This is a genomic window from Pseudomonas monsensis (assembly GCF_014268495.2).
Classification (GTDB): Bacteria; Pseudomonadota; Gammaproteobacteria; order Pseudomonadales; family Pseudomonadaceae; genus Aquipseudomonas; species Aquipseudomonas monsensis.
In genome coordinates, this window is record NZ_CP077087.1 from 2,807,297 (window position 1) to 2,831,211 (window position 23,915).

The 23,915-nt window shown below is 59.9% G+C and carries 26 protein-coding genes; 17 read left to right on the forward strand and 9 right to left on the reverse strand.

The window, feature by feature from the left end; all coding sequences use genetic code 11:
* Positions 1-129: 129 nt before the first annotated feature.
* The 3 genes from HV782_RS12390 (at position 130) to HV782_RS12400 (ending at position 1,349) form a co-directional block, all read left to right on the forward strand.
* The gene (locus HV782_RS12390) at positions 130-828 is read left to right on the forward strand and encodes an AzlC family ABC transporter permease (protein WP_128615799.1); all 699 of its coding nucleotides are present in this window, start codon (positions 130-132) and stop codon (positions 826-828) included.
* Complete coding sequence (locus tag HV782_RS12395; protein WP_177490661.1) at positions 828-1,139, forward strand: AzlD domain-containing protein; 312 nt, start codon at positions 828-830, stop codon at positions 1,137-1,139. The genes HV782_RS12390 and HV782_RS12395 overlap by 1 nt, the downstream gene beginning before the upstream one ends.
* A gap of 63 nt (positions 1,140-1,202) precedes the next feature.
* The gene (locus HV782_RS12400) at positions 1,203-1,349 is read left to right on the forward strand and encodes a hypothetical protein (RefSeq protein ID WP_177490660.1); all 147 of its coding nucleotides are present in this window, start codon (positions 1,203-1,205) and stop codon (positions 1,347-1,349) included.
* Positions 1,350-1,404: 55 nt separating this feature from the next.
* Here HV782_RS12400 and HV782_RS12405 read toward each other — a convergent pair whose 3' ends face one another.
* The 4 genes from HV782_RS12405 to HV782_RS12420 form a co-directional block, all read right to left on the reverse strand.
* Complete coding sequence (locus HV782_RS12405; RefSeq protein WP_123467831.1) at positions 1,405-1,677, reverse strand: hypothetical protein; 273 nt, start codon at positions 1,675-1,677, stop codon at positions 1,405-1,407.
* Positions 1,678-1,953: 276 nt separating this feature from the next.
* Positions 1,954-2,532, reverse strand: a complete 579-nt coding sequence (locus tag HV782_RS12410; protein ID WP_186747224.1) for an SOS response-associated peptidase family protein — start codon at positions 2,530-2,532, stop codon at positions 1,954-1,956.
* A gap of 47 nt (positions 2,533-2,579) precedes the next feature.
* Positions 2,580-3,422: an ABC transporter permease gene (locus HV782_RS12415; RefSeq protein WP_128615801.1), complete on the reverse strand. Its 843-nt coding sequence runs from the start codon at positions 3,420-3,422 to the stop codon at positions 2,580-2,582.
* Between the two features lie 60 nt (positions 3,423-3,482).
* The gene (locus tag HV782_RS12420) at positions 3,483-4,466 is read right to left on the reverse strand and encodes an aliphatic sulfonate ABC transporter substrate-binding protein (RefSeq protein WP_186747222.1); all 984 of its coding nucleotides are present in this window, start codon (positions 4,464-4,466) and stop codon (positions 3,483-3,485) included.
* A gap of 295 nt (positions 4,467-4,761) precedes the next feature.
* Between HV782_RS12420 and HV782_RS12425 the strand changes: the two genes are divergently transcribed.
* Positions 4,762-5,709 carry an ABC transporter substrate-binding protein gene (locus HV782_RS12425; RefSeq protein ID WP_128615803.1) on the forward strand — a complete coding sequence of 316 codons (948 nt, stop codon included), beginning with the start codon at positions 4,762-4,764 and terminating at the stop codon, positions 5,707-5,709.
* Between the two features lie 185 nt (positions 5,710-5,894).
* Positions 5,895-6,137, forward strand: coding sequence for a DUF1652 domain-containing protein (locus HV782_RS12430; RefSeq protein ID WP_123467841.1), 243 nt, complete (start codon positions 5,895-5,897; stop codon positions 6,135-6,137).
* A gap of 4 nt (positions 6,138-6,141) precedes the next feature.
* On the opposite strand, the gene HV782_RS12435 is transcribed toward HV782_RS12430, so the two are convergent.
* Positions 6,142-6,504, reverse strand: a complete 363-nt coding sequence (locus HV782_RS12435; protein WP_123467843.1) for an NUDIX hydrolase — start codon at positions 6,502-6,504, stop codon at positions 6,142-6,144.
* 224 nt (positions 6,505-6,728) lie between these two features.
* Here HV782_RS12435 and HV782_RS12440 point away from each other — a divergent pair, with 224 nt between their 5' ends.
* Positions 6,729-6,926, forward strand: a complete 198-nt coding sequence (locus HV782_RS12440; RefSeq protein ID WP_186747220.1) for a DUF2188 domain-containing protein — start codon at positions 6,729-6,731, stop codon at positions 6,924-6,926.
* Positions 6,927-6,990: 64 nt separating this feature from the next.
* On the opposite strand, the gene HV782_RS12445 is transcribed toward HV782_RS12440, so the two are convergent.
* Positions 6,991-7,230 carry a hypothetical protein gene (locus tag HV782_RS12445; protein WP_123467847.1) on the reverse strand — a complete coding sequence of 80 codons (240 nt, stop codon included), beginning with the start codon at positions 7,228-7,230 and terminating at the stop codon, positions 6,991-6,993.
* A gap of 185 nt (positions 7,231-7,415) precedes the next feature.
* Between HV782_RS12445 and HV782_RS12450 the strand changes: the two genes are divergently transcribed.
* The 5 genes from HV782_RS12450 to HV782_RS12470 all read left to right on the forward strand — a co-directional run bounded on the left by HV782_RS12450 (position 7,416) and on the right by HV782_RS12470 (position 12,570).
* Positions 7,416-7,751, forward strand: a complete 336-nt coding sequence (locus HV782_RS12450; RefSeq protein WP_186747218.1) for a hypothetical protein — start codon at positions 7,416-7,418, stop codon at positions 7,749-7,751.
* A gap of 305 nt (positions 7,752-8,056) precedes the next feature.
* Positions 8,057-8,569, forward strand: a complete 513-nt coding sequence (gene fae / locus HV782_RS12455; protein ID WP_008043405.1) for a formaldehyde-activating enzyme — start codon at positions 8,057-8,059, stop codon at positions 8,567-8,569.
* Positions 8,570-8,579: 10 nt separating this feature from the next.
* Positions 8,580-9,614: an aldo/keto reductase gene (locus HV782_RS12460; RefSeq protein ID WP_128615807.1), complete on the forward strand. Its 1,035-nt coding sequence runs from the start codon at positions 8,580-8,582 to the stop codon at positions 9,612-9,614.
* The gene (locus tag HV782_RS12465; RefSeq protein WP_186747216.1) at positions 9,611-11,044 is read left to right on the forward strand and encodes an NAD-dependent succinate-semialdehyde dehydrogenase; all 1,434 of its coding nucleotides are present in this window, start codon (positions 9,611-9,613) and stop codon (positions 11,042-11,044) included. The genes HV782_RS12460 and HV782_RS12465 overlap by 4 nt, the downstream gene beginning before the upstream one ends.
* 161 nt (positions 11,045-11,205) lie before the next feature.
* Positions 11,206-12,570 carry an MFS transporter gene (locus tag HV782_RS12470; RefSeq protein WP_186747214.1) on the forward strand — a complete coding sequence of 455 codons (1,365 nt, stop codon included), beginning with the start codon at positions 11,206-11,208 and terminating at the stop codon, positions 12,568-12,570.
* Between the two features lie 124 nt (positions 12,571-12,694).
* On the opposite strand, the gene HV782_RS12475 is transcribed toward HV782_RS12470, so the two are convergent.
* Together HV782_RS12475 and HV782_RS12480 are read right to left on the reverse strand one after the other, a co-directional pair.
* Complete coding sequence (locus HV782_RS12475) at positions 12,695-13,570, reverse strand: LysR substrate-binding domain-containing protein (protein ID WP_186747211.1); 876 nt, start codon at positions 13,568-13,570, stop codon at positions 12,695-12,697.
* A 153-nt stretch (positions 13,571-13,723) separates the two neighbouring features.
* The gene (locus tag HV782_RS12480) at positions 13,724-14,902 is read right to left on the reverse strand and encodes a hypothetical protein (protein WP_186747209.1); all 1,179 of its coding nucleotides are present in this window, start codon (positions 14,900-14,902) and stop codon (positions 13,724-13,726) included.
* Between the two features lie 186 nt (positions 14,903-15,088).
* On the opposite strand from HV782_RS12480, the gene HV782_RS12485 reads away from it, so the two are divergent.
* From HV782_RS12485 to HV782_RS12510, 6 genes are all read left to right on the forward strand, one after another.
* A complete protein-coding gene (locus HV782_RS12485; RefSeq protein ID WP_123467863.1) occupies positions 15,089-16,021 on the forward strand; it encodes a LysR substrate-binding domain-containing protein in 933 nt (310 codons plus the stop codon).
* A 163-nt stretch (positions 16,022-16,184) separates the two neighbouring features.
* On the forward strand, positions 16,185-17,609 hold the full coding sequence (aldA, locus tag HV782_RS12490) for an aldehyde dehydrogenase (RefSeq protein WP_186747207.1): 1,425 nt from the start codon (positions 16,185-16,187) through the stop codon (positions 17,607-17,609).
* A 156-nt stretch (positions 17,610-17,765) separates the two neighbouring features.
* A complete protein-coding gene (locus tag HV782_RS12495) occupies positions 17,766-19,085 on the forward strand; it encodes an MFS transporter (RefSeq protein WP_186747205.1) in 1,320 nt (439 codons plus the stop codon).
* 1 nt (position 19,086) lies between these two features.
* Complete coding sequence (locus HV782_RS12500) at positions 19,087-20,304, forward strand: mandelate racemase/muconate lactonizing enzyme family protein (RefSeq protein WP_186747203.1); 1,218 nt, start codon at positions 19,087-19,089, stop codon at positions 20,302-20,304.
* Between the two features lie 154 nt (positions 20,305-20,458).
* Positions 20,459-22,078 (forward strand): GMC family oxidoreductase, encoded by a 1,620-nt coding sequence (locus HV782_RS12505; protein ID WP_186747201.1) that lies wholly within the window; start codon positions 20,459-20,461, stop codon positions 22,076-22,078.
* 113 nt (positions 22,079-22,191) lie between these two features.
* The gene (locus HV782_RS12510; protein ID WP_186747199.1) at positions 22,192-22,797 is read left to right on the forward strand and encodes a DUF6338 family protein; all 606 of its coding nucleotides are present in this window, start codon (positions 22,192-22,194) and stop codon (positions 22,795-22,797) included.
* Positions 22,798-22,938: 141 nt separating this feature from the next.
* On the opposite strand, the gene HV782_RS12515 is transcribed toward HV782_RS12510, so the two are convergent.
* Entirely contained in the window at positions 22,939-23,823 is an 885-nt protein-coding gene (locus HV782_RS12515) for a LysR substrate-binding domain-containing protein (protein WP_123467875.1), read from the reverse strand.
* Positions 23,824-23,915 lie beyond the last annotated feature (92 nt).

Genomic DNA, 23,915 nt, shown 5'->3' on the forward strand with positions numbered 1-23,915 from the left:
ACGCGTTTGCGAATGGCCGTATGTTACGCCGCTCAGGGTGAAAATCGGCGGTAAGTGCGCAAGATTGTTCAAGCCACTAACCCCGCTTCGCTGGCAGAGTCAGCGGCTGTTTTCCGGATGAAGAGCGTTATGTCTGACTCACTCATGCCGCGCAGTGCCTTTCTTCGCGGCGCGGCGGCGATCATGCCGTTATCGCTGGCGACCGCACCGTGGGGGCTGCTGGCCGGCTCCATGGCGATCGAAGCCAATCTCACGCCGCTGCAGGGGCAGGGCCTGTCGAGCATCGTGTTCGCCGGTGCCGCGCAATTGGTGGCGATCGGCATGCTCAAGGGCGGTGCCGGGATGTTCTCGATTCTGCTGACCACGCTGCTGCTCACGTCGCAACATTTGTTGTACGGCATGAGCATGCGTTCGGTGATTGCGCCGCTGCCGGGGCGCTGGCGCATCGGCCTGGGCTTCTTGCTCACCGACGAACTCTTTGCCCTGACCAGTCAGCATGACCGGCAGCAGTTCAATCGCTGGTATGCACTCGGTGTCGGCCTGACGTTTTACCTTGCGTGGAACCTGTTCACGCTGGCCGGTATCGTTCTGGGCAGCAGTATTCCGGGCCTTGAACATCTGGGCCTGGACTTCTCGATTGCTGCGACCTTCATCGCCTTGATCACCCCGGTGGTGCGCAATGTCCCGACAGTGGTGTGCGTGGCGGTCTCGTTGTTCTGCTCGGTGTTGTTCAGCTACTGGCAATGGGGCTCGGCGCTGGTGTTGTCGGGGTTGGCGGGCATGACCGCGGGGTTTATCTGCAACAAACTGTATCGGGGGCGCACATGATGGTTTGGGCAGTGATTGTCGGCATGGGGATTCTGGTGTTTCTCAATCGCTATGTGTTTCTTGAGCCGCGGTTGCCCTTGCGCTTGAGCAGCAATGCCCGGCAGTTTCTCGGTTTTGCGGTGCCGGGGATGCTCACGGCGATCTGCGGGCCGATCGTGTTCATGCCGGAAAAACAGCTGAATCTGCAGTGGGACAATCCGTATTTGCTTAGTTCGCTGGTGGCGATCGCCTTGGTCATCTACACCCGCAATACTTTACTGAGCATGCTATTGAGCATGGCGTTCTTTTTTCTGTTGCGTTGGTGGCTGTAAGTTGCCGGATGAAAACTGTTCTACGCTTTCAGGATGACCTTTTACTTGTGACAGGAGGTGCGCATGGCGACTGAGCAAAAGCATCCGGAAGCGGATGAAGAAGATACCGACGAGCCCACGCAAGAAGAAATCGAGCGGGAAAAACACAAGGAACAAACCTGGAAACACGACGATGGCAGAGAGCTGTCGGACCCCGACCGCAAGTTCTGATCGTTTGCCACGAAAAAGCCCCGCACAAGCATACAAGCGGGGCTTTTTCGTTGTTTCAGAGATCGTCCACCTGCGTGAAATCGGGGTGTGAAGCCCGATAGCCCAAGGTTCGGTCGATCCACGCATTGAGCTCGTTGACCATCACCGGCGGATGGCCGGGATACCTTTCGAGGGTGGTGCGCAGGAGGCGTTCGATGTCGGGCACGGCACGCAGGTTTCGGGTCTTGATGTAGTGGCCGATAAAACAGTCGAGTTCAAAGCGTTCTGTCATCGACAGATAAATACACTCCAGGCCGCTGACCTGTTTGATTGCAAAATCGTCGCGCAACTTATTTCTCTGCAAGGTTTGTAAAAGTTGTAGGGAATTCCTGATTTGTTGACTATTTAGTCAACTGGTATGCCAATCGGAAATGCGGCGCGCATGCTATCCGTAGTGCCTCTAAATGTATGTATGACGAGTGAAATGTCAGACAGGCGGTTAGTTCGCTCAAACGTCTGTTTTTCGCCCTGTTTCATTGATGAAACACCCTCTGTAACGATCCTGCGTCACCCGAAGGCGCAGCCTTCGGCAGCGTCATAGATAACGGGTGGAGGCGGCGGATGTTTACGGGATTGCGGTGATCAGGCTGGCGCCCTGGTTGCGCGCGTTGCCGACGGCCTTGTCGACCTTGTGCCATTCGAACATTTCGCTGCCTTCGCCTTCGAACAGCAGCATCTGTTCGGCGCGTTCGCCAGGTGTGGCAGGGTCGAGCCATTCGTTTGCCAGTGCTGCGCTGAATACCACCGGCCGGCGGTCGTGAATATCGAGCATACCGCCCTTGCTGTCGGCGGTGATGATCACGAAACCATCGTCGTCTCGCGGCTCGCGATCCGCTGTCGGAAACTGACCGATGGCCGCGCAGAATACCGCTGAGCGGTCTGCCCGACGGATCAGCCATGGTTGTCGGGTGTTGTCCGCTGCGTCGACCCATTCAAACCAGTTGTCCACCGGTACGATCAGCCGATGGCGCCAGATCGCCCGGAAGAACGGGCCGTGCGCGACTTTCTCCACCCGCGCATTGATCGGCGCGGCGTTGTAGCGATTCAGTGGTGCGTCGCCAACATGATTGAGCAGCGCATCGGGAGTGCTCAACACCGCCACGAAATCGTGGATACCGCGGTACTGCGAGAGTCGTCCGCACATCGGCTGAATCTCCGGCTGGAGCTGTCAGCTTAGTCGCTGTTGCGGACTCAATCCCTGGCGTCCTGACCGGTGAACGTGTCGCGCCAGATCAGCCAGCGTCGTTCGATGACGGCGAGCACACCATCACTGAGTTTACCGAGCGACGCCAGGACGATGATGGCCGCCAGCACGATGTCCGGACGCGAGGTTTCGCGCCCGTCACTGAGCAGATAACCCAGGCCTTTGGTCGCCGCAATCAATTCGGCGGCGACGAGAAACATCCACGCCAGACTCATGCCGCTGCGCAACCCGGTGAACAGTCCGGGCAGGGCGGCGGGCAGCAGAATCCGTCGCACCAGTTGCCAGCGGCTGAAACCATAGATGCGCCCGACCTCGACCCATTTGCGATCAATGTTGCGGATGGCCGCGACGCCATTGGCGTATACCGGAAAGAACGCGCCGATGGCGATCAAGACAATTTTCGACGTCTCGTCGATACCCAGCCACAGCAGCAACAACGGCACCCAGGCCAGGCTTGGAATGGCGCGGAGCGCGGCGAAGGTCGGTTCCAGATACGCCTCGGCCTCGCGGCTCAAACCGACCCACGCGGCAAACGCCAGCGCCAGGCTGGCGCCGATGGCGAAACCCAGCAGCACGCGAATCAGGCTCGCAGCGATGTGTTTCCACAAGGCGCCCTCGGCGAGGTCGGTGAGGGTCAGGGCGATCTCGCTCGGCGCTGGCATCTGGTGGGACGGCAACCAGCCGCTACGCACGATGATTTCCAGGGCGACGATGATCAACAGCGGCAAGGTCAGGCCTTTGAGTCGGCGTTGCCATGCAGGATGGATGGCAGGCGTGCGTTTGCGCGCCACGGTGAGTGGCGCGGACAACGCTTTGCTGTAACGGGACATGGTTTGGCTCCGCACACGGCCAATCCGCGACGCGCGCGGATTGGCCGTGAGTCTGGTCGATTACTGGCGGGCGACGGCTTGCTGCACACCACTGTCGAGCAACTGGTCGATGACCTGATCGACGTTGACGCCACGTCGCACCAGTTCTTCGGACACCAGAATCGGTGCGGCGGACTTGGAGGCGAGCACATCGTTGGCGGTCAGTTGCGGGCTGCTCAGGTCAGTGCGCGACAGCTGCAGTCTGGCCACATCCAGCGATAGACCGGACTCTTTGGCGAGGAGGGCGGCGAACTCGTCAGGATTTTTCAGTGCCCAGTCGCGCGCCTGCTCGTAAGCCTTGATCACCGTGGCGATGGTCTGCGGATGGTCCTTGGCGTATGCCTCAGTGACACTGACCACGCCATAGCTGTTGAACGCCGGGTTGCGGTACAGCAGGCGCGAACCGGCCTGCACCTGACTGGCGGCCATGTGCGGATCGAGGCCGGCCCAGGCATCGACGTCGCCTTTTTCCAGGGCGGTCCGACCGTCCGGATGTTGCAGATGCACCAGTTCCACATCGTCCTTGTTCAGCCCGGCCTGTTGCAGGCTGCGCAGGGTAAACAGGTACGGGTCGGTGCCTTTGGTCGCGGCAATTTTCTTGCCTTTGAGGTCGGCGATGGATTGGTAAGGCGAGTCTTTGCGCACCACCAGCGCGGTCCATTCCGCACGGCTGTAAACGTACACCGATTTGATCGGACTGCCATTGGCGCGACTCAGCACGGCGGCGAGGCTGGCGCTGGACGCGAAATCGACGCCACCGCTATTGAGGTATTCCAGCGAGCGGTTGCTGCCCTGGCTCAGCACCCAGCTGACTTGGGTGTCCGGCAGGGCTTTTTCGAGGAAGCCGAAGTGTTTCAGCACCAGGCTGACGGGCGAGTAGTAGGCGTAGTCGAGATGGACTTGCGCCGGCGCGGTTTCGGCGTGAGCCAGCGGTTGCAGGCCCAGAGCCAGGGCGCCGGCGGCCAGCAACGTTTTAAGGCGGGGAAACGGCAACAACGATTTCATGGGAGCGCTCCGGCAAAGGCACAAGTTGCTTATGTCCAAAAAGATATTTTTATCGAATGCTTCCTGCATCAATGGAATATTGCAGGCTCTGTGCCATGTGTGCGGACTGCCCGGATTACAAGGGTTTTTCGGCGCTTTGCAAGGTTGGAAGTGTTGCCTGAAGAACAGTGTGGCGCGGCACTGTTGCGAGGCCAACAGTCCAGATCAACGGTGATGAGCTTATGCATTAATCGAATTTCAAAAGCTTTTATTAAGAGCGTTATGGTCTATGCAAATCCCCTTTGCAGGACTCGTCATGAAGCTTTCCCGTTTCCTACGCACCGCGCTGACTGCTGCGCTGTTCGTCTCACCACTGTCTTACGCTGCCGAACCTCTGGTCCTGCATGTCGGCGACCAGAATTACTACAACATCCGCGCCTCGATAGAAGCGTCCGGCGTGTTGAAAGGTGCGCCTTACAGCGTTGACTGGAAACATTTCCAGGCCGCCGCGCCGCTCGCCGAGGCCTTGCAGACCGGGTCGCTGGACCTCGGGTTTCTGGGGGATTCGGGCTTTCTGTTCCTGGCCGCGAAACAGGCGCCGGTGAAGCTGATCGGCGTTTCGCGGCAGAACCCCGACACCATCGCGCTGCTCGTGCCAAAGGATTCACCGGTACACACCATCGCTGATCTAAAAGGCAAGAAGGTCGCCTATTGGCCTGGTGCCTGGAGCCAGCAATTGACCCTGCGTGCGCTGGAGCAGGGCGGCTTGCCGGAAAACTACGTCGATTTCGTCAAACTGATGCCCATTGATGCCGCTGCCGCTTTGCCACAGGGCAGCATCGACGCCTTCCCGGTGTGGGAACCGTACATTTCGCAACAGATTGTATTTTCCGGTGCGCGGCCGATTCTGACCGCGAAAAACCTGATGCCGGGCTTGAGTGCCATCGCCGCGTCTGCCCCTTCAATCGACAGCAAGCGCGAAGCGATCGCCGATTTTCTCGGGCGTTTGAAGCAGGCGCGGGCCTGGGTCGACAGCCACACCGATGAGTACGCCGATCTGTGGGCGAAGAAAGCCAATCTCGATCAGGCGGTTTCACGGCACTGGTTGCGTCAGGCGCACATGAGCGTCGGTCCGGTCGATCAGCAGGCAGCCGCCGATCTGCAAAGCACCGCGGACTTTCTGTTCAAGGTCAAGGCGCTGCCGGCACCGCTGGCCACTGCCGGGATCATCGACACGTCCTTTCAGCAGGCGCTGACGCATTGAAACGAGCAGCGCGACCACATCTGGCTCGCACTGCCGGGCATTTGGGGCAGGATCCGGGATCTTGACGCCCACTGAGGATGTGACTGGAAGATGTGACCCGGTTGGCATTTTGTATCGGGCGCGACACACAGGGCTCATCTATGCTGAACGGGTCGACCGACTCATCGCCTGCGAGGCGTCCTCCCATGCTGGCCATCGCCGATATTTGCCGGATTGTCGAATCCGGCTTTCCTGCGTTGAAGTGCGATTGCGTGCCCACTGCGCAGGGCCTGCTGCAGATCAAGGTGTATGAGCCGGACAGCGGCCGTGTCGAACTGCTACTCAATGGGGTGTCCCCGGAACATCTCGTGACGATCCGTGACCTGTCCAACTTCATCGGCGAGTTGCGCACGGAAATGAGCGCCGGGCGCCGGGCGTTCGCCGGTTAAACCTTCATAAACGCCGTTGAAATGCCTGCACGATGCGCAGCGTCGCGTCACTGGTGCTGAGGTTCTGCACGGCGTCCAGCGGATGCCAGATGCAATCGATGATTTCGTTTTGCGGGCGCAACCGTTCGATATTCGTCACTGACGCTTCGTAGACGTGATGCTGGGTGCTGCCGCTGTGCAGTTCCATGACATACAACATGTCGTCAGCATCCAGTCCGGTTTCTTCCTGCAATTCGCGCGTGGCAGCTTCTGCCCGGGTTTCCCCTGGCTCGACTTTGCCCCCGGGCAATGTCCAGCGGCAGCGGGGCTTGCGTACCAGGAGCACATGGCGGTCCTGTTCGCAAATGACGGTCGCGCGTACTTTCATCTGTTACCTGATTTGGGAGTGACATAAAAATGAAACGAAACTGCAATATTTGAGCCGGGCCCGGTTTTAAAGGTTCCGTCGGACGTTGGAGATACGTTTTGCGCGAAAAGTGCCTGTCCCTTGACAGGCAAATGTCGCGACGCCCGGTCGGCCTCTCGTACGGATCAGGGTGTAAGGTGAGCCGGTGAAGCTGGATCCACTGTTAGCGAAAAGGGAGGTACCCCATGAGCACTCCAATGTTGAACAGGATGCACATGAACGGTTACGACGTGCTCAGCGTGAACAACGGTCCGTGGCGGGTGTGCACGCAAGGCGATCGGCTGGCGTCATTTGGCAGCAAAGAGGAAGCGCTGGCGTATGCCGCTGCACTGCCCGGCTACAAAAAACGCGCGATGCGTGTGCAGAGTCACACGGGCAGTTGAAGCCTGTGTAATGAAAGAGCCCCGGTTTGCCGGGGCTTTTGTTTGCGGGGGCAGACGAGCGGTGTCAGTGCACTTTGGTTCGGCTGATGGCGCGGGCCTTCACTTCCTTGGCATACAGTTGCAACCGCTCCTCATCGCTTTGCAGGACCTCGCAGGATCTCAGTACCGTTTGCGCGTCCGCCTCGTTGCCGGATTTGCGCAACAGTTCAGCGATGCGCTTGAGGTCAACTGCCGACCAGCGCAGATCCGATGCAACGCTTTGCAGGTCGCGCTGAAGTTCGTGTTCGTATTCATTGAGCCGCATGATCACCTCCAGAACATTCTCGGTAAAACAGAGTAGTCGCATTTCTTGTCTGTGGGGCAAGGCCCGTCTGCCATTGGACTGATGGATGTAAAAAATTGTCCAAACGCCATCGCGGGCGCAGTGCCACGATGGATGTGTACCCGGTTACACGTTACATTCACTTTTTTTCAGAACAGGGATACACCATGCGGATATGGATCGGGGGGGTGGCGTTGGCCATGTTGGCGGGTTGTTCGTTGCCGGCATCGCTGGTGCCGGGAGAGCCGAATATCAGCAAGACCAGTGCCAAGCCCCCCAAGGACTATGCCGCGTGCGTATTACCGTTGTGGCAACAGGATGTCGCCAAGACCGCGCAGACTTCGATATCCAATGGTTATCGCATCACCGCGCCCAGCGTGATCACGGCCGACGAGATTCTCGATATCGTCAAGTACAAGGACGGCAGCCGGGTTTCGTTGTATCAGGGGCCGCCGTGGGCCAAGTCCGGATCGTTGCGCAAATCGGTGCGCGATTGCCTTTAAGGGCATTTCGGGTGCAAAAAAAGCAGAAACCGTATCAACGGTTTCTGCTTTTTTTTTCGCCTGTCGGAATGCGCATCCAGGGCTATGACCAAAACTCATGGCCCCATGATTTTTAATGGTTACAGGCACCGCCAGCCCCGGTGTTAAAAAATCGCAAACACAGCTCATCAATAACAACCAGAGAGCGTTTGCAGCCATGCCCCTTTTCTCCCGCCGCACCTCCCCACGCCTGTTATTGAGCGCACCGGCCATTCGGCCCGTGTGAGCGATCGACCATCCCTCGTAGCGCAAAAGAGTAATGACTGATGAAAGAACTCGACCTGTACATCGGTGAAGGTTTCGAAGGCCCGGGCGTGAACGCCGCGCACATCAATATCCTGATCGGCCCGCGCAATGGCCCGGCCGGGCAGGCGTTTGCCAACAGCCTCGCGTCGCCGAGCCAGGGCCATTGCCCGTTCATGGTGATCGCCCAGCCGAACATCCCGGTCAAGCCGATGACCCTGTATGTGAACAAGGCTGCAATCAGCAGCGACTTGCACGGCAACGCCACCTGGGGCGCGTCGCAGGCCGGGATTGCCAAAGCCGTGCTTGAAGCGCTGCTCGACGGCACCTTGCCGCCGGAAGCCGAAGACGAGTGGGCGATCGTTACCGCCAACTGGGTCAATCCGGCCTGCGACGACCTCGATGCGGTCTATTTGAACAACTACAACGCCTGCCGCACCGCGATTCGCGCCGCCCTGACCGGCAAGCCGGAAACCGCGCAACTGGCCGATGTGGTCAACCACATCAGCAATCCTTTCTACACGCCAAAAGCCTGAGGTCCGCGCCATGCAATACATTCGTTTGGGCAACTCCGGCCTGCAAGTTTCCCGTCTGTGCCTGGGCACCATGAACATGGGTACCCCGGACTGGAAGCCGTGGATCTTCAATGAAAAACAGAGCGAACCGATCGTTGCCCATGCGCTGGACAACGGCGTCAACTTCATCGACCTGGCAGATTTCTATTCCGCCGGGGTCGGCGAAGAAGTGGTCGGGCGCATCGTCAAGCGCCTGGCCCGCCGCGAGGACCTGGTAATCACCACCAAGGTCGGCTACGGCACCCGCAGCGGGATCAACGCCAGCGGCCATTCGCGCAAACACATCATGGACAGCATCGACGCCTCGCTGAAGCGTCTGGACATGGATTACGTTGACGTGTTCATGCTGCATTACTTCGATGTCAACACCCCGGTCGAAGAGACCATGGGCGCACTGAACGACATCGTGCGTTCCGGCAAGGCGCGTTACATCGGCGTGTCGACCATGCTCACCGGGCAACTGGCGAAGATCCTCATGGCCTGCGAACGCAACGGCTGGGTCAAGCCGATCAACATGCAGTTGCAGCTGAACTGCGCCTACCGCGAAGAAGAGCGCGAGATGATTCCGTTCTGTCGCGACCAGGGCATCGGCGTCTCGGTGTTCAGCCCGTTGGCCCGTGGCCTGCTGACCGGCGACGTGCAATCGACCCGCAACCAGACCGACTTCTTCACTCAGCAGATGTACAGCGATGAAGCCTCGTTCGAAATCGCCCATTCGGTACAGCGCGTGGCACGCGCCCGTGGCGTGTCGAATGCGCAAATTGCCCAGGCATGGGTGGCCAGTCATCCGGGGGTCGACTGCATGCTGGTCGGTGCCGACACCACGGCGCAATTCGACAGTGCTTTGGCTGCGCTGGAGACCAGACTGGATGCCGATGAGCTGCACGAACTGGAGCGCAATTACACCCCGTGCGACGTGATCAACGATTACACCGCCGGTAAACGCATCCTGCGCACGGCGCGTCCGGGCCTTGAGCGTTTCACTTTGCAGGGGGCGGTGGCATGAGCGCGTTGATTCGTCACGGCAACTTCATCGCTGGCCAGTGGGGGCAGGGCGGGGAGACCTATGCGGTGCGCAACCCGGCCAACGGCGAGCTGATTGCCGACGTGCAGAAAGCTGGCGCCGAGGAGACCGGTCTGGCCATCGAAGCCGCCAACCGTGCATTGCCGATGTGGCGCGGACTCACTGCCAAGGAACGCAGTCAACGGCTCAAACGCTGGAGCGATCTGATGCTCGCCCACCAGAAGGACCTGGCCACGTTGCTCAGTCGCGAACAAGGCAAGCCGCTGGCCGAGGCGATGGGCGAAGTGGTCTACGCGGCGAGTTTTCTCGAGTGGTTCGGCGAGGAAGCCAAGCGTGCCTACGGCGACGTGATCCCGAGCCACAAGGCGGATGCACGGATCATCGTGGTCAAGGAAGCCATCGGTGTGGTCGCCGCGATCACCCCGTGGAATTTCCCGCTGGCGATGGTCACCCGCAAGGTCGGCCCGGCCTTGGCGGCGGGTTGCACGATGATTCTCAAACCGTCGGAAGAGACGCCGCTGTCGGCGTTTGCCCTCGCGGTGCTGGCCGAACAGGCGGGGATTCCAGCGGGCGTGTTCAACATCGTGTCCGGCGATGCGGTGGCGATTGGCGGTGCGCTGCAAGCCTCGAGCATCGTGCGCAAACTGTCGTTCACTGGCTCGACACGCACCGGCAAACTGCTGATGCGTCAGGCTGCCGACACCCTGAAAAAAGTCTCGCTGGAGCTCGGTGGCAACGCGCCGTTCATTGTCTTCGACGATGCCGATCTGGACGCCGCGGTCAAAGGCGCGATGGCCTCGAAATTCCGCAACACCGGGCAGACTTGTGTGTGCGTGAATCGCTTCTTCATTCAGGACAGCGTCTACGAAGCCTTCACCGGCAAGCTTGCCGAAGCGGTTGCGGCGATGCGCGTCGGCAGTGCGCTGGATGGAGAAACCGAGCAAGGTCCGCTGATCAACACCGCCGCGCTGGCCAAGGTCGAAAGCCATGTCAGCGATGCGCTGGAGAAGGGCGCCACACTGCTGTGCGGCGGTCGTCGTCATGCACTCGGCGGCACCTTCTATGAGCCGACCATCCTCACTGAGGTCAGCGGCGACATGCTGATCGCCCAGGACGAAACCTTCGGCCCGGTGGCCGCGTGCTTCCGCTTCAAGGATGAGGCCGAGGTGCTGGCGCGGGCCAACGAAACGCCATTCGGTTTGTCGGCGTACTTCTACAGCCGCGATATCGGCCGGGTCTGGCGCATGGCCGAAGGCCTGGAAGCCGGGATGGTCGGGATCAACGAAGGGATCATTTCCACGGAAGTCGCGCCATTCGGCGGCATCAAGGAATCGGGCCTTGGACGCGAGGGTTCGAAGTACGGTCTGGATGACTATCTGGAGATCAAATACCTGTTGATGGGTGGCCTCTGACCCCAACGCAAAACCTCTGTAGGAGTGAGCCTGTTCCGACGATAGCGGTGGGTCAGCTGAGCGTATGTTGACTGACCCGCCAACATCGCGAGCTGGCTCACTCCTACAGATAAAGCAAGCGCAATCCGTTTCTCCGTCAATAACAACAATTGGAGACGAACATGTCCGCTCAATCGGTAAAAATCGACGACCTGCCCATTGGCCGGTTTCATATCAAGATCGCCGGGCTGACCTTCGGCGCGCACTTCACCGACGGCTACATCCTTGGCCTGATCGGCATCGCGTTCACCTTGCTCAGCCCGCAGATGCAGCTGGATGCGTTCTGGCAGGGCCTGATCGGCGCGTCGGCGTTGATCGGGCTGTTTCTCGGCAGTCTGTTTTTCGGCTGGATTTCGGACAAGGTCGGCCGGCAGAAGATTTTTCTCGTCAGCTTCGTGCTCATTACCCTCGCTTCGGTGATGCAGTTCTACGTCGAATCCGCCATGAGTCTGTTCCTTTGCCGGGTGTTGATCGGCATTGGTCTGGGCGGTGATTTCAGCGTCGGCCACGCCATGCTCGCCGAGTTCTCGCCGAAGAAACATCGCGGTGTGTTGCTTGGCTCGTTCAGCGTGATCTGGACCTTCGGTTATGTCGCCGCCACGTTCGTTGGCACGGCGATGCTCAGCCTTGGCGATGACGCCTGGCGCTGGATGCTCGCGTCGTCAGCGATCCCGGCGGCACTGATTCTGATTGCGCGCATCGGCACGCCGGAATCGCCGCGCTGGCTGGTCAATCAGGGGCGCATTGCCGAGGCGCGGGCGATTGTCAAAAAGCATCTGGGCGAGAATGTCGAACTGGACGAAACGCGCACCACGCAAACCCGTTCCGGCTACGCGGTGCTGTTCAGCCGTGAGTACCGCAAACGCACGGCGTTCAACTGCCTGTTCTTCGTCTGCATCGTGATGCCGTACTTCGCGATCTACACCTTTCTGCCGTCGATCCTGCAGAAGATGGGCCTGGCCGAAGGCTTCGGTACTGAGCTGATGTTGAACATGCTGCTGATCCTCGGCGCGCTGATCGGCATCTGGTGCACGATCAAGTTCAGCCGGCGCGGCTTCCTGATCAATTCGTTCATCATCCTCGCGGTGGCGCTGTTTCTGCTGGCGGTGCTGCCGGGCAGTGCGGCATGGCTGATGGTGCTGGTGTTCGGCCTGTTCACCCTGGTGCTGTCGGCGGTGAGCAATCTGGTCGGGGTGTTCCCGGCAGAAAGCTTCCCGACCGAAGTACGCGCCAGTGGCATTGGCCTGGCGACGGCGGTCAGTCGCCTGGGCTCGGCGGTCAGTACCTTTCTGCTACCGGTGAGCGTGGCGGGGATCGGCCTGAGCCCGACCATGGGTATTCTTGCGGCGATCCTGGCGCTTGGCGCGTGGCTGTCATGGGCGTGGGCACCGGAGACCAAGTCGCTGACGCTGAGTCAGGCGTGCAAGGCGCAGAGTCCGGTGGAGGGGAGTGCCATCGCAGTGGCCAAAGTGGCCACCCCGATCTGACGGTCTGCCACAAAAAGCTGTGGGAGCGGGCTTGCTCGCGAAAGCGTCAGGTCATTCGAACGCAATGTCGACTGACCCACTGCCTTCGCGAGCAGGCCCGCTCCCACATTGGATCTTTGGTGGGTCAGGGGTTACTGACCAGACTCAACCAATCGGTAAACAGCTTCACTTTCGACAGGCCTTGCTTGTCATTCGCCACATCCAGCCAATAACCATAAGGGCCGATCACTTCAATCGGGGTGATCGGCAACAGGCTGCCGTTGGCCAGTTCCTTTTCGATCATCTGGCGGTCGATCACCGCCAGTCCACCGCCGGCCAGTGCGGTGTGAATCACTTGGTCCAGAGTGCTGAATTCCAGTCCCTGTGCGGCATCAATGTCATCGCGGCCCATGGCTGCCAGCCAGTTTTCCCAGACCTTCAAGCGTTTGCCGTCGTGGAGGATGTGCAGCAATGGATATTCCCGCAGATCCGGCGGCTGATCGCCGTTGAACAGCTCCGGGCTCGCCACTGCGATGTGCCGTTCCATCACCAGCAACTGACTGACGCAGTGAGGCGCTGCCGCGAGGCCGAAGCGGATGTGGCAATCGACTTCCGTGAGGCTGTCGTGGCCGATCTGGTTGGTCACGCTGAGGTTGATGTCCGGGTAGCGCTGACAGAACGTGCGCAGGTGCGGCGACAGCCAACGGGTGGCCCAGGTCGGCGGCGCGAGCACTTTCAAGCGTTGGCGCAGATTCGGCACGCGCACCGCTTGCAGAGAACGTTCGATGTGGTCGAAGGCTTCGGCCAGATGAGGTTTGAGGTTGCTGCCGGCTTCGGTCAGCGACAGGCCTTGCGGGGTGCGCACGAACAGCGCGACGCCGAGATAGTCTTCAAGCTGTTTGATTTGGCGGCTGACGGCGCCTTGGGTGACGTTCAGGCTCAGCGCGGCCTGACTGAAACTGCGATGCCGCGCGACTTCTTCGAACACGCGCAGAGTGTTGAGCGAGGGCAGTTGACGCATGGAGATGGAACTCCGATCCGGTGGCCCGGTTTATTGTTGTTTTGCAGGTTTTTCCTTTGGGCGTATCTCACTATTGGTGGAGGGCGGATGCAAGTGTTGTTTACACGCACGCCATCGCGAGCAGGCTATGTCATGAACACCAACGCATCAGGATCAGAAGTAGTAACCGACGTTCACATACAACTGGTTTTCCCACTGATCCAGCCCCCCCGCGCCCAGGCTTTGGGTGTAACTGCTGCCACCGATGTACGGATCGTTTCGGCCGAACAACCACTCGGTCGCCACCCACAATTTGCTCACTGAAAACGAGCTGCCGAGGATCATCCGCTCAGAGGTCTTGAAGCCGCTGGCAGATTTGTCGAAGGCGCTGTAGTTGGCGTAGAGCTTGATCCCGCTGACCTGATCGAACAGGTATTTACCACCCACGTCATAGCTCAGATCGGCGACGTACAGATTGCCGCGACTGGCGACGTTGTAGGTGCCGTCGTAGCCGCCGAGGGTCACCACTTCATCGCTGCCGGGATTGCGCGGCGACATCTGCTGGCGCGCCGCCTGCAACTGCACGCCCCACGGGCCGTTCTTGCCCAGATAGTGAATGGCCACGGCGTTGCGCCGGCCATCGTTGTCGGTGTCCTTGTTTTCCAGGGTCGAGGTCAGGCCGGAAATCCCCACTTCTGATTTCCATGGGCCCAGATCCAGTGCTTTTGCCACGCGCAGCACCACCGTGTTGCGTTCCTGGTTGTCGCTGCCGTCGGCGACGTAGCTGTCGGCCCCGGACACCACGCTGGAATAAGTGACGCCCTTGCTGGTGCCTTTGCCTTGCCACGCCGGGCGCAGGTAGTAACCGCCTTGGATGTTCCAGTCACCGCTTTGCTGGATGTATTTGGCGCCGATCTGTTGCACGTCTTCCAGGCCGATGACGTTGCCCAGGGTTTCGTAGAAGGTGCTGCCGAAGTACGGCTGCAAGCCGAACGGCACGGTGTTCAGGCCGACCTGCACTTGTTGGTCCGGGTTGAACTTGTAGCCAGCCCAGGCGAACTTGGCGAACTGAATATCACCGTAGTTTTTCGTGTACTGGTAAGGGTAGGAGCGACCGTAGAAGCGGTACTGCGCCTCACCGATCCAGCTGTCGGAATTGTATTTGGCGCTGAGGAATACGGTGTCTAGGCCGAACTTCTGAATGTCGCGATCCGGGTCCACGTCCCAGCGCGCGCGAACGGCGCCGCCAAGATCAAGGTTGTCGGTGACTTGTACCGCCATCGCCGGAGCGGCAACGCTGCAGAACAGAACGATGGAGGTGGTGCGCAGGCGCAAAGAGACAGGGAAGGGCATGGAGCGGCTCTCGATTGTTTTTATTAGAGATGTCGCGCAGTTTTGCCCTCCGCCGGAGGTTGAACAAACGATAAAAACGATACGCAAACCTGCATCGAATGCATGTTACTCAGAAAATCCTGTAGGACAGTCCGGCGCAGTCGTGGGATGCTTTGCGCCTTGTCAGTGGTTTTCGAGTGCCTTGATATGAAACGCAAAATGCCCGGTCTGAACGCGCTAAAGGCGTTCGAAGTGGCCGGCAGCACCGGCAGCTTCACCCGCGCCGCCGAGTTGCTTAACGTCACCCAGAGTGCGGTCAGCCGTCAGGTGCGGCAACTGGAGGAACAGCTCGGCGAAAGCCTGCTGGAACGCCGTCACCATCATCTGGAGCTGACGGCCGCCGGCAAGGTCCTGCTGCGGGCGTTGCACCAGTCGTTCGACAAGATCGAACTGACGGTGCGCAGCATTCAGCAGAAAACCCATTCCAACCGGCTGCACATCAACGCACCTCCGACCTTCACCAGTCGCTGGCTGATGCCGCGCCTGGGACGCTTGCGCGAGCAGCACCCGGAGCTGGAACTGAGCATCACCACGCGTTTGCAGGACAGCCTGGCGGAAACCAGCACCCTCGATTGCGCGATCCGTTTTGGCGACGGTGAGTGGGACGGCCTCGACAGTTCGCTGCTGATTCAGGAGCGGCACATCGCGGTGTGCGCACCGTCGCTGTATGCCCGCGAGGGCGGCGAGCAGGGCATCGACCTCAATCGCCTGACGCTGCTGCATGTGCTGGCCAAGGAAGATCAGCGTTACCTGACCTGGAAGCATTGGCTGGACGCGGCGCGCATCAGTGGCGTCGATACCCAGGGCGGCTACGAGTTCGACCTGCTGGACCTGGCGATTCAGGCTGCCACCGACGGGCTGGGCATCACCATTGCCGACTGGCACATGGTCGCGGCGGAACTGGCCAGTGGGCAGTTGACCCAGGTGCTGAATGTGCACGTGGAAGGGCATCAGTCTTACTGGTTGGTGACCCGGCCGGAGCAGACCGAGATGCCTCAGTTGCAGGTGTTTGCGCAATGGCTGCAAGCGGAAATCTGGCTGGCGCAGCGCCAATTAGAGCCGTCGACCGCAGCTTCCTGACACACCACAGGCCTTTTGTAGGCGTGAGCCTGTAGGGGATTTGTGCTGATGCGAGGGTAACCTGCATTTTTCGAATGTTTGCCCGCCCTTTAAATCGTTTGTTCAACCCGCCACCGATGACAAGACTGGTGGCACTGATAAAAACAAACGATGGGCGAAGCACATGCGAATCGAGCGAAATTTTGTTAACGGCCAGTTTGTCGAGCCTGCCAGCGCGGCGTTGATCGCGGTCTACAACCCGGCCACCGAAGCGTTGCTCGGCCATGTGTCGGCGGCAACCACCGAAGAAGCCACGGCAGCCGTCGATGCTGCGGCGACCGCACAAAAAGTCTGGGGCAAACTGACCAGTATCGAGCGCGCCGAACACTTGCGCGCCTTCGCCGCCGCGCTTGAGGCGCGTGCCGAATCCATCGGCGCCGCCCTGGCCGCTGAATCCGGTAAAAGTCTCAGCGACGCGAGCAACGAAGCGCGCTATGCCGCGCAGATCACCCGTTACCACGCCGAGTGGGCCCGGCGCATCGAAGGCGAGATCATTCCCAGTGACAGCCCCGACGAAAACCTGTTTCTGCACCGCGAGCCGATCGGCGTCGTCGCGTGCCTGATTCCGTTCAACTACCCGGTCTACACCTTGCTGCGCAAGATTGCCCCGGCGCTGATTGCCGGCAACACGGTGGTGGTGCGCCCGAGCAACAACACCCCGACCTCGGCATTCGAAATCGCCCGAGCCGTGCAGCAGTCGGGCATGCCGGCCGGTGTGATCAATATCCTGACCATGGATCACGCCACCGCTGCCACGGTGTGCACGCATAAAGCTGTTGGCCTGATCACCTTGACCGGCAGCGTCAACGCCGGGCGCATTGTCCTCGACTACTGCAAGGCCAACATCGCCAAGCCGTCGCTGGAATTGGGCGGAAAGACCCCGGCCATCATCGAAGCCGATGCTGACCTCGAAGCCGCCGCCAGCGCGATCATCGCCTCCAAGACCACCCACTGCGGGCAGTTGTGCACGGCGGTGGAGCGGGTCTACGTGCAGGAAAGTGTCCACGACCGATTCCTCGCGCTGCTCAAGGCCAAAATCGCCGAGGTCAAGTTCGGTGACCGCGCCACGGATGCCAGCCTGATGGGGCCGCTGGTCAACGCCAGTTCGCAGCAGAACATCCACGCCATGGTTGAGCGCGCCATCACCGCCGGCGCCGTGCTCGAAAGCGGCGGCGTGCTGCCGCAAGGTCCCGGGCATTTCTATCCGCCGACCCTGCTCAGCGGGTGCCGCCAGGACATGGAAATCGTTCAGGAAGAAATCTTTGGCCCGGTGCTGCCAGTGCTCAAATATCGCGACATCGACGAAGCGCTGGCCCTGGCCAACGACCACCAGTTCGGCCTGGCGTCGGTGCTCTACACCGAGAACTACCGCACCGCGCAGAAAGTCGCCAACGCCATCGAGGCGGGCGAGTTGTACGTCAACCGCACCCCGGCTGACCCGTATCAGGGCTATCACGCCGGCTGGAAACGCTCGGGCCTGGGCGGCGATGACGGCAAGCACGGGATGCTCGAATTCACCCAGACCCGACTCGTGGTCATGAAGTACTAGAAAAGCAGCTGCTAGCTGCGAGCTTCAAGCTGCCAGTAAGGGCAAACGGTGACGGGCTTTGGCTTGCCGCTTGTAGCTTGAAACTCGCAGCTGATTTTATCTAATAAAAACAATTATCAGGGGCGCCCGGAGCACGGGTTGCCCGAGGTCACTTCAATGTCCAAGCATGCATCCTCTGCTGCCGCTGTTCAGGGTTCCAACTCGGCTGTGAAAAGCCAGGGCGACAAGGGAAGTCGCTATTTCCAATTGATGTTGCTGGTGCTGGCCGCCGGCGCGATCTACCCGATTCTGTACCTGCGTCAGGTCTACCAGACCACGATGCTCGAAGTGTTCCAGATCAGTCACAGTGAACTGGGCTATCTGTACTCGATGCTCGGCACGATTTTTCTTCTCAGTTATTTGCCCAGCGGCTGGCTGGCGGATCGCATTGCACCGCGCTTTCTGATTTTCTTCTCGCTGGTGGCGACCGGGGCACTGGGCCTGTGGTACTCGACGGCGCCTTCGCTGACCGGGCTGATGATCATCTTCGGTTGCTGGGGCCTGACCACCGGTTTGACCTTCTGGGCCTCGGTGCTCAAACGGGTGAAGATGATTGCGCACCATACCGAGCAAGGGCGCTTCTTCGGCATCCTTGATGGTGGTCGCGGTCTGGTCGAGGCGCTGCTGGCGACGGTTGCGCTGGCACTGTTCGCCTTTGCCACCGAAACCCGCGGTGAGTCGACTGCCGAAGGCTTCAGGCACGTGGTCTATCTCTACGCCTTCACCTGTATCGCCATCGGCTGTGTGCTGGTGCTGATCAAGGATCCGAAGTCGATGGCGGACACGCCGCCGGTGGAGAAGGGCAAGTTCAATCTGCTCACGGATCTGGCGACGCTGGTGAAGATTCCCGAGCTGTGGCTGGTCACTGCGATCGTGTTCTGCGGCTATCACATCTTCTGGGCCACCTACAGTTTCTCGGACTACCTGCAAGGCAGCGGCCTGACCGCCGTCATGGCTGGCACCATCACTACCATCAAGCTGTGGATGCGTCCCATCGGCGGCATCGGTGGCGGCTGGCTGGGGGACAAGTTCTCGAACATCTCGGTGCTGATCGTCGCGCTGTTACTGGCGAGTCTGGCGATCGTCGGCCTGATCGTTTTTCCGGCACTCAACAGCATGGGGCTGCTGATCGCCACGGTGATTTTCATCGGCCTGATGACCTACGCGATTCGCGGTCTGTACTGGGCGATCCTCGACAGCTGCAACATTCCGCTGCGCATCACCGGCCTGGCCATCGGCATTGTCTCGGTGGTTGGCTACATGCCGGATGCCTTCATTCCGTTGATCAACGGCTACCTCACCGAGCACTTCCCCGGCGCCCTCGGCTACCAGCTGTACTTCGGCTACATCGCCGCCATCGGTCTGATCGGCACCCTGGCTGCCGTGGCCCTGCGCGCCCGAATCAATCGCAAAACTTTAAATAAAGCAGGTGCCTGACATGAAAATCATCGCCCTTGAAACCCATATCGTCGCCGTACCGCCACCGCACGTTGGCGGCATGTACTGGCTGTTCGTCAAGCTCAAGACCGACTGCGGCATCGAAGGCGTGGGCGAGATCTACGCCGCGACCTTCGGCCCGAAAGCCATGCTGCCGATCATCGAAGACGTATTCGAACGCTATCTGCTCAACCAGGATCCGCACCATATCGAACGCTTCTTCCGTCAGGCCTATTCCAGCGGTTTCACCCAGCGTCCCGACTTGACCATGATGGGGGTGGTCAGTGGTCTGGAAATGGCCTGCTGGGACATCATCGGCAAAGCGGCGAACAAACCGGTTTACGAATTGCTCGGCGGCAAGGTCAACGAGCGCCTGCGCTCCTACACCTACCTGTACCCGGTCAACAGCCGTGGCGAATACGACTACGACGACCCGGACCTGGCGGCCGAGTGCGCCGTCGAAAACATGAACAAAGGCTTCACCGCGCTGAAGTTCGATCCGGCCGGCCCGTACACCGCGTACTCCGGGCATCAGATTTCGCTGGAAGTGCTGGAGCGCTGCGAAATCTTCTGCCACAAGATCCGCGAAGCAGTGGGCAATAAGTGCGACCTGCTGTTCGGGACTCACGGGCAGATGGTGCCGTCGTCGGCGATTCGTCTGGCCAAGCGCCTGGAGAAGTACGATCCGCTGTGGTTCGAAGAACCGGTGCCGCCAGGCCAGGAAGAAGCCATGGCGCAAGTCGCGGCGAAGACCAGCATCCCGATTGCGACCGGTGAGCGCCTGACCACCAAGTACGAATTCTTCAAGCTGTTGCAGGCCGGCGGTGCGTCGATTCTGCAGATGAACGTGGCGCGCTGTGGCGGCCTGCTCGAAGCCAAGAAAATCGCCAGCATGGCCGAGGCCTACTACGCGCAGATCGCCCCGCATTTGTACAACGGGCCGATTGGCGCAGCGGCGAGTTTCCAGCTGGCGACCTGCACCCCGAACTTCCTGATTCAGGAAAGCATCGAGACCTGGGGCGGCTTCCACGCCGCGGTACTGACCAAGCCGTTGCAGTGGGAGGACGGCTACATCATTCCGTCCACCGAGCCGGGCCTGGGCGTCGAGCTGAACATGGAGGTGGTGCGCAAACACTCGCCGTACACCGGCGAGCGCCTGCACCTGCAAATGGCACCTGTGCCAGTTGACGTGAAAGACACATCGCCTGCGCGTGGCTGACACCGTCCCTTTAGGAGTGGGCCTGCTCGCGATAGCGGTGGGTCATCCTCTGAAAGTGGTGACTGATACGACGCCATCGCGAGCAGGCTCGCTTCTACAGGCGATCGCAGTGTCTATTCCGATTTTTGTACAACGACTTACGCGGTAACCGTGCATGACATACGACTACATCATCGCTGGCGCAGGCGCCGCTGGCTGCGTGTTGGCCAATCGGCTCTCGGCCTCCGGGCAATACACGGTGCTGCTGCTGGAAGCAGGCGGCAAAGACAGCTCGCTGTGGTTCAGGATCCCGGTCGGCTTCGCCAAAATGTATTACAACCCGACCTTCAACTGGATGTACTACAGCCAGCCGCAGAAGCAACTGGGCAATCGCGAAATCTACGCCCCGCGCGGCAAGGTGCAGGGTGGTTCCGGCTCGATCAACGCGATGATTTACGTGCGTGGCCAGGCCCACGATTTCGACGATTGGGCGGCCAGCGGCAACGACGGCTGGGGCTTCAAGGACGTGCTGCCGTACTTTCGCAAACTGGAAAATCACCCGCTGGGCGATAGCGAATACCACGGCGGCAGCGGTCCGATCAGCATCACCCCGATGAAGGGCCAGACCCACCCGATCTGCGATGTGTTTCTTGAAGGCTGCTCGCAGCTCGGCTATCCGCGCAGCGACGATTTCAACGGGGCGAAATTCGAGGGCGCAGGTCTTTACGACGTCAACACCAAAAACGGCCAGCGCTGTTCCAGCAGCTTCGCTCATCTGCATCCGGCACTGAGCCGGGCGAACCTGACTGTCGAGCATTACGCACTGGTGGATCGTGTGCTGTTTGACGCAGCACAGCAGCGTGCCAGCGGTATCTCGATTACCCAGCACGGGGTGGTGCGCACGTTTACTGCGCGCAAGGAAGTGATCCTCTGTGCGGGCGCGGTCGATACGCCGAAGATCCTGCAGTTGTCCGGCGTGGCCGATCGCGAGCTGCTCGCCAGGCACCAGATTCCGCTGGTCAAACACCTGCCAGCGGTGGGCCGCAACCTGCAGGATCACCTGTGCGTCAGCTACTACTACAAGGCCAATATCCCGACGTTGAACGATGAACTGAGTTCGCTGTTCGGCCAGCTAAAGCTCGGCCTCAAATACCTGCTCACCCGCAAGGGCGCGCTGGCGATGAGCGTCAATCAGGCCGGCGGATTTTTCCGTGGCGACCAGCAGCAGGCGCATCCCAACCTGCAGTTGTACTTCAACCCGCTGTCGTACCAGATCCCGAAAAACAACAAGGCCAGCCTCAAGCCGGAGCCGTATTCAGGCTTCCTGCTGTGCTTCAATCCGTGCCGGCCTACCAGTCGCGGGCACGTCGAAATCGCCTCGAAAAATCCACGGGATGCGGCGTTGATCGACCCGAACTACCTGAGCACACAAAAGGACATTGATGAGGTGATCCAGGGCAGTCGCCTGATGCGCAAGATCATGAACGCCCCGGCGCTCAGGAGCATCACCGTCGATGAAGTCTTGCCGGGGCCAGCGGTGGAAACCGATGAGCAGATGTTGCAGTACTTTCGCGACAACTGTGGCTCGATCTATCACCTGTGCGGGTCCTGTGCGATGGGGACGGACGAGCAGACGTCGGTGGTCGACAAGCGCCTGAAAGTGCATGGTTTCGCAGGGTTGCGGGTCGTCGATGCGTCAATTTTCCCGAATGTGACATCGGGCAATACCCATGCGGCGGTGCTGATGGTCGCGGAGAAGGGCGCGGATCTGATTCTGCAGGATGCGCAGGTTTAGCGGCTGGCGTAATGCGCTGTGACAGATCGCGGCGAGGGCCTTTTTCAGCGTGCACTAGGCTTTGATTGCCGGTCACTTATCGGGCCGGCAAGTCTTTCAAGGAGCCACGGATCATGGACGATCTGGTCAAAGAAGTTATTCCGTTGTTGCAGTACCTCATCCCCGGGTTTGTTTCGACCTGGATTTTTTACACGCTCACCGCATTCAAGCGACCTGACACGTTTGGGCAGATTGTGCAGGCGTTGATTTTTACGTTTGTGATTCATGGGGTGGTGTTGGGAGTCGGGGCAATCTGTTTATGGGTGGGGGCGAAGGGGGTTTCTGTAGGAATATGGGATGGCAAAGCGCAGGCAATCTGGGCATTTGTTGTTTCAGTGATGCTCGGGTTTCTATCCTGCAATCTTGCGTCAAATGACAAGCTGCATGCTTGGTTACGATTTCGAAATGTAACCAGAAAAACCTCGTATCCCAGTCAGTGGTACAGCACCTTTGCGCGACATGATCGGCTCATTACGCTGCATTTGAACGATGAACGGCGCCTGTTCGGCTGGCCTTGTGAATGGCCTTCCGAACCTGCGAATGGACAGTTTGTGATGCAGAGCCCGAAATGGTTAGGCGACGATGGCATTGCCCAGCCTTTTGAAGCAGATCTGTTGGTGATAGATTCGTCGAAAGTTCAGTGGGTTGAATTCACCACCATAAAAGAGGGCCAGTCATGACCGCCGAAGCACCGAGACCCATGCCGCCAGAAGTGGCCCGCTACCTTGGTTCGAACGACAGAAACTCGCCACAAACTGCTCGTGGTCCTAGTGCTCCGCCTCCGCCAAAACGGTGATTGCTCACTCGGGTGAGGCGATAATTCATAGCGATCGCACCAGCCAGTCCCGAAACGCCTTCAACGACGGCAACGCCTCGTTACGCGGCGGATACACCAGGTAATAGCTGCGCCGACTGGTGATCGGTTCCCCCAGTTGCAGCAGCTCGCCGTTAAGCAATTCATCGTCAACCAGAATCCGCGGCACCAGCCCCACGCCGATATTCGCTCGCACGGCCTGAATCAGGTGCGAGGTCATTTCAAAGCTCGGTCCGATACGCATGCTGCGGTGCGGCAAGCCGTGATGAGTGAACCATTCCGCCCAGGCCTGGGCATTGCTGCTGACGTTGAGCAGCAGTTGTCCGGCAATCTGCTGTTCGGCGTCCTGACGTTCGGCTGCCGTTAATTGCGCGCTGGCGATCACCACCAGTTCTTCGGTGTGCAGGGGCAGGGCGCTCAGCCCCGGCCATTCACCGCCACCGACGCAGATCGCCGCGTCGATCTCGCTGGTATCGAAGTCGATCGCTTCGATGCGCGAATGCAAGTGCACGGTCATCCCGGGGTGTGCGGTGTAGAAGTCCTTGAGCCGTGGCAGCAGCCATTTCGAACCGAAGGTAGGCAGCGTCGCCAGACGCAGGCTGTGAATGCCGGAACCAAACGCCATGGCTTGAAGCGTCGCACTGCGGATCTGCCCGAGCGCTTCGGCCAGCTCGCGCTGATACATGCGGCCGACATCGGTCAACACCACTTGCCGGCCTTCGCGGCTGAACAGGCGCATGCCGAGCATCTTCTCGAGAATCTGCACCTGACGGCTGACCGCGCTTTGCGTCAGCGACAGTTCATGGGCGGCGCGGGTGTAGCTTTCATGCCGTGCGGCGGCCTCGAAGGCCAGCAACAACGACATGGAAGGCGTGAGTGTTCGCGGATTCATTCGTTTTAGTCGTGGATTGTGGGTCGATTTTACGTTTGTCCCGATGGCGCCAAGCAATGAACATAAGCACCATGAGATGGCGGGAGCGTGAC